Annotated in this window: 5 protein-coding genes and 2 pseudogenes; 4 read left to right on the forward strand and 3 right to left on the reverse strand. The window is 43.0% G+C overall.

The window, feature by feature from the left end; genetic code table 11:
• The 4 genes and pseudogenes from F6K38_RS36115 to F6K38_RS36130 all read left to right on the forward strand — a co-directional run.
• Positions 1-119 (forward strand): annotated as a pseudogene (locus F6K38_RS36115) (photosystem II q(b) protein); the annotation flags it as partial.
• Positions 120-468: 349 nt separating this feature from the next.
• Entirely contained in the window at positions 469-654 is a 186-nt protein-coding gene (locus tag F6K38_RS36120; RefSeq protein WP_008185541.1) for a hypothetical protein, read from the forward strand.
• Between the two features lie 2 nt (positions 655-656).
• A complete protein-coding gene (locus F6K38_RS36125) occupies positions 657-917 on the forward strand; it encodes a hypothetical protein (protein ID WP_287264734.1) in 261 nt (86 codons plus the stop codon).
• 108 nt (positions 918-1,025) lie between these two features.
• Complete coding sequence (locus F6K38_RS36130) at positions 1,026-1,163, forward strand: hypothetical protein (RefSeq protein ID WP_287359853.1); 138 nt, start codon at positions 1,026-1,028, stop codon at positions 1,161-1,163.
• Here the strand turns inward: F6K38_RS36130 and F6K38_RS36135 are convergent.
• The 3 genes and pseudogenes from F6K38_RS36135 to F6K38_RS36145 all read right to left on the reverse strand — a co-directional run.
• Positions 1,152-1,502, reverse strand: a pseudogene (locus tag F6K38_RS36135) (formylglycine-generating enzyme family protein); the annotation flags it as partial. The gene F6K38_RS36130 and the pseudogene F6K38_RS36135 sit on opposite strands and share 12 nt — an antisense overlap.
• A gap of 62 nt (positions 1,503-1,564) precedes the next feature.
• Positions 1,565-2,887 carry an RNA-guided endonuclease TnpB family protein gene (locus tag F6K38_RS36140; protein WP_287359855.1) on the reverse strand — a complete coding sequence of 441 codons (1,323 nt, stop codon included), beginning with the start codon at positions 2,885-2,887 and terminating at the stop codon, positions 1,565-1,567.
• 315 nt (positions 2,888-3,202) lie between these two features.
• A partial coding sequence (locus F6K38_RS36145; RefSeq protein ID WP_353737256.1) for a formylglycine-generating enzyme family protein occupies positions 3,203-4,215 on the reverse strand: 1,013 nt, incomplete at its 5' end.

A 4,215-nucleotide genomic window follows, 5' to 3' on the forward strand; every position in this document is an offset into this window, starting at 1 on the left:
ACCGGGCTAACCTAGGTTTCGAGGTAATGCACGAGCGTAACGCTCACAACTTCCCTCTAGACCTAGCTGCTGGTGAAGCTACTCCTGTTGCTTTAACTGCTCCAGTTATCAACGGCTAATCTAAACTGGGCTTAATTGGCTAAGTTTGAAAGAAGCGCTCTCCGTTTGGGGGGCGCTTTTTTGTTTTTATATAACGGGAATCGGGAATCGGGAATCGGGAATCGGGAATCGGGAACAGGGAGTTGCGTAGGGTGCGTTAGGGGCGGGCTTGCCCTAATTTTAAGCCTCTTCGCGCCTGGTTGAAATAGCCCGCCCCGTAACGCACCAGCAGGTCAAACCGCAAAAATGAGATCTACCGATTCATTCACCCTACAAGATAAAAAGTATGGGTAGGTAAAATATAAAGGTGGTGAAGACACCATCCCGATAAGATACTGGTGTAAGTCTGTGGGTGCATCTATAAACTTTATGGGAAAGAAAAACCACAAAAAGGCAATTCGTAGCTTGAATCAGCGCATTGCTGAACACCAAGAAAAGATTAAACTAGAGTATGAAAAGGACTTTCCCGATCAAGGTTTAATAAGGCATTGGGAAACTGAGATTCGTGCCTTTGAGAAGGGCATTCAGCAAGCACTAAAACGATTGGGGAAATAATTATGCAGATTCGCGATCGCTCCCTTCCTATTAATAGCAATACTCTGAAAACATTAATTACAGAGTTAGGAGCAGAATGCCAAACAGTTACCGCTTTAATTAATCAGCTTCAGTCACCTCACCTTAGTTCTAGACAGCAAGCGGAAATTTTGGCAGAATTGCTGGCTGCTGCAATTCATTTGAATGTTCATTGTGGCGAGGAATTTCAGACGCTAATTGCTCAGGAGATGGAAAAATTGCCAGATGATGATGAACAGGAGTAAATCAGAAACTGTTACCAGATTCGCTGTTCCCAGATCTGCGTTTTAGGGAGCAGAGAGCAGGGAGCAGCAAAGAGGCAAGATGAAAAAAATAATGTGTACCTCATAGCTATGATAAACGCTATAAGTATTTTATTCACTTTAAATCATCTGACTTCAAACTTGGCCTTTGGCCACGCTACGCGAACAAACTTCAAACTTGGCCTTTGGCCACGCTACGCGAACAAACTTCAAACTTCAAACTTCTGACTTCATCCCGGCGCACAATACACGAAAACCAATATCGTCGTCGCGGATGTCGCGCCTATCGTAGTTGCCGCGAATCGCAGAACGGCAGTCATTAGGATAGTTGTTCCAGGAGCCGCCCCGCAGCAATGAATATGGACTTTTTTCATCATTTTTAGCTGAATATGACTTATTTTCACCATTGACATTTTCCTCTTCATTCTTATCAATCCAAGCACTTCCATCTGTGGGCGCACCTTTGTAGTTATCATGCCAATCATCAGCGCACCATTCCCAAACGTTCCCGTGCATATCACTAAGTCCAAAAGAGTTGACGACTTGAAAATAGCCTACTGGTGTTTTGAACTCTCCACGCTTTGAAAAACGTGGATTCTAAGCTGATGTCATTTCGCGGGTTAAAACCGCTAAGGTGCGCTTTCCATAGGCGAATTAAATTCGCCATGGGTCGCACCTCTGCGTGACGCTTCACGATAGGATCTAGACAGTGAATCTAATCGGTATCGTTGTGGCAGGTTCAAGACTGCTCTACCGACCTCGGCTAGGGGAAACCCTAGCTGTGTCGCTACTTTCCTAAGGATGTTACAAGCCCCGTTGCAATCTGCGTTGATTAATTCGTTATTACCTGACCGATACAAACCACGCCTTACTCGCTTTCCGGAAGCCTTCCACCCTTCAGGTTTCTCGCCGAACGTAGGTAGAAAATCATCATCTAGAAAACTAGCTTTACTGGTGTAGCTCTCCTCAGTCTCAACGAATTTAATGCCGTGTTTAATACATAGTTGTTCAATCCGATTTTTTAGCTTAGCTGTGGGAATCTGAACAAACTCTTGATTAGTTTTATTCCCAATATTAATGCTGTCTTTATTTCGTCGATTCCAACCAAAAACAACGGTGCTAACTTTATGTCTTATGCACCAATTGACAATAAACCTGGCGACTTTGTTGATATTGTCACGCATTTGCCTATTGCGCTTCTCAGTCAATAAAGCCAGGCGCTCATCCCAGTAACCTTGAGTTTTGCCTTTCTTTATTTTTCCTACCTGCTTGTTGTACCACTGGTTTTGGGATTTTACCTTTCTGCCATCAATAATGAATGACTTCCCAGTGGTTGAAACACAAGTCAACCAGTTATTGAGTCCTGGATCAATTCCTAAAACGTCATTGGTCGATGCTATTGGTTCAATGTCTGGTTGTTTATAAACGAATTCCAAATAAAAACAGCCATTCCTGGGAACAAATCGAAACTCTCTTATTGATTTGTAGTCAAGATTAGATGGCATCGGAAGAAGGAAATGGTCAATCCCGAACCAGGCTTTGACCTGTTTACCCAAAGGGAACTTCAGCTGACCCTTTACCAGTTTTACCCACCGAGCAGGATAGCTGACTACGGCCATACCTACCTTTTTACGGTACTTTGGGACTCTAGGCTTATCAGGTAGCTGGCCTTTTTCGTACAACTTACTTAAAGCTTTGTAGGATTTAAAAGATTCAATAACTCCGTGCAGTGTTTGTTGCGCACAAGCAGACCTCATAGCCTTGAAATGGATATTGGTCTTAAGTATCTTGTCTAGCTCAGCATTCTTCAGATACTTTCCTGCTTTAAACAATATTTGACGGCAATAATATATACCACAGTTAGTTAGCTTATTAGCTTCCGAACAAATAAATTCTATAACCGCTCTATTCTCGGGACTTGTAGTTATTCTGTGCTGCTGGCAACCGTACATTTTTCTCGACATGCATGCTGTGTTATCTTAATTGTATACCCCAATAAGTAATGGAGCAAGTAAATGCCAGATAAAACTATAAATAAAATGGGAAGACCAAGTCTTCATGGTGAACGAAAGAAGTCGTATAGTGTAACAGCAACCAAACCCAAGCTTTGACTATTCTAACCGCAAACTTCTTTGTTCTGTCCTGAATGGAGACTTGTTGATAACTCAAAGGATTTCTTCAAACTTCTGACTTCTGACTTCAAACTTCTGACTTCATAAAAACTTCTGACTTCATAAAAACTTCTGACTTCATAAAAACTTCTGACTTCATCCAGCGCACAATACACGAAAACCATTAATGTAGTCGCGGTAGTCGCGCCCAAGGCTGAAGTAGCGAAACGCAGAACGGCAGAGATTAGGATTGTAGTTCCAAGAGCCGCCACGCAGGACAGAATACGAGATATTATCCTCATTTTTCGCTGAATATGACTTATTTTTAGAATTGACATTTTCCGGTTCATTATTATCAATCCAAGCACTGCCATCTGTGGGCGCATCTTTGTAGTTATTATGCCAATCATCTAAACACCATTCCCAAACATTCCCGTGCATATCATATAAGCCAAAGGGATTAGGAAGAAATTCACCCACAGGGGTAGTTCCCTTGCTTCTTTCTCCTCGTGGTTTATACCAATAAGTTCTTGAGGCGTTGTAATTGGCTAACTGTCCGGTAATCGTCTCTCCACAGTAGAATGGGGGATAGGATTCTCCGTTTTCGAGGTTGAGAGGTTCTCTAACCCCTCGACAAGCATATTCCCATTGGGCTTCGGAAGGCAGTCTATACTCCCTTCCGGTTAGCTGAGAAAGCCGGTCACAGAACTCTACTGCTTCATACCAGTTGATCCTTTCAATGGGGCGGTTATCCCCTTTAAAGCGTGAGGGGTCTGGATCTAAGTCTATTTCTACTTTCAAGTCTGTCATTAATGCGATCGCTTTCCATTGGGCTTGGGTGACGGGATATTTCCCCATAAAGAAGGGTTGGAGTGTGACATTATGTTGGGGACGTTCACGACTACGGCTATCTTTTTCGCTTTCAGGGGAACCCATTGTAAAGGTTCCTCCAGGGATAGCCACCATTTCCAGTCCGACATTATCGGTTAGGGTTTCGGTGAAGTAAGAGCCGATGTAGGTTGTGGTTTTAATGATTTTTCCCTGATGGTTAACAGTAGGGGTTTCAAATGTCCACTGTTGTAATTTCTCTTCATCCTCCTCTGGCTCCTCTTCAAAAACAATGATGGGAACTTCCGCTTCAAATTCAAAAGGTTCTAAGTTGTCAGTGA

Source organism: Moorena sp. SIO3B2 (assembly GCF_010692525.1).
Lineage (GTDB): Bacteria > Cyanobacteriota > Cyanobacteriia > Cyanobacteriales > Coleofasciculaceae > Moorena > Moorena producens.